This window comes from Bartonella queenslandensis AUST/NH15, assembly GCF_000312585.1.
GTDB lineage: Bacteria > Pseudomonadota > Alphaproteobacteria > Rhizobiales > Rhizobiaceae > Bartonella > Bartonella queenslandensis_A.
The window spans coordinates 1-808 of the sequence record NZ_HE998160.1 but is presented as its reverse complement, the minus strand read 5'-3'; the positions used below and the strand labels follow the sequence as shown (position 1 = coordinate 808).

Genomic DNA, 808 nt, shown 5'->3' with positions numbered 1-808 from the left:
GACAAAATTATTTACAACCTTTGTACGTGTTTGACGGTCAGCATGTACATAAGTATCATTAAAACGTTTCACTTCACTATTATAGAAGTTAATCATATTATGCATATTTTTTGTTAAAGCTTTACGGCTTGAATTGTACGCCCAAGCGTCACGATTGGTTACAATCCCAAGAGAAAAATTTTCAAAAAGCTTTTTACCATGACCTTTTTTATCACCTTTATCACCTATAGCTAAAAAGGCGTTGAAACTGTCATCACGTTGACCAAGCCAATCACCGTGTTTATCTGGTGTAATGAGTTGCCAACCTTGTTTTTGTGTAATGCCACCAATGCTTCCAAATTTTTCAATTATCGCAAGCTTTTCTTTTCTATTGAGATAATCACCAATATCACGAAAATATATCTTACCATGCTGTTGTGAATTTGGATTTTTAACCAGAATAGAGATAGCTATGGGAGCCCGAGAGCCGGAACCAAAAATCTTGCCCCCTTCTTTTCGAGAAAGTTCACCAGCAGTCCTTTGATTGCCCCGTAAATGGAAAATATAAAGACTGCTAAATTCCTCAACGAGGCACTTTCGTAAACCATCCATAGAATGCCCAGTAATAAAACCCGCATTTGTGACAAAGCCAATTACCCCAGCATTATCAATACGGTCACTAGCCCAGCGAATGGCACGGATATAACTATCATAAAGCGCTTGCACACAAGTTGTTTTGGATTGAGCAGCGTAAGTTTCACTGATCCATTTATCTAATATCGGATAAGAAGTATTTTTGGCATTATCGTTTTCACTCTTTTGCCCTACC

The 808-nt window shown here is 37.7% G+C and carries 1 protein-coding gene; it reads right to left on the bottom strand.

Annotation, left to right across the window (positions count from 1 at the left end; translation table 11 throughout):
• A partial coding sequence (locus BN338_RS12305; RefSeq protein WP_039761833.1) for a type ISP restriction/modification enzyme occupies positions 1-808 on the bottom strand: 808 nt, incomplete at both ends.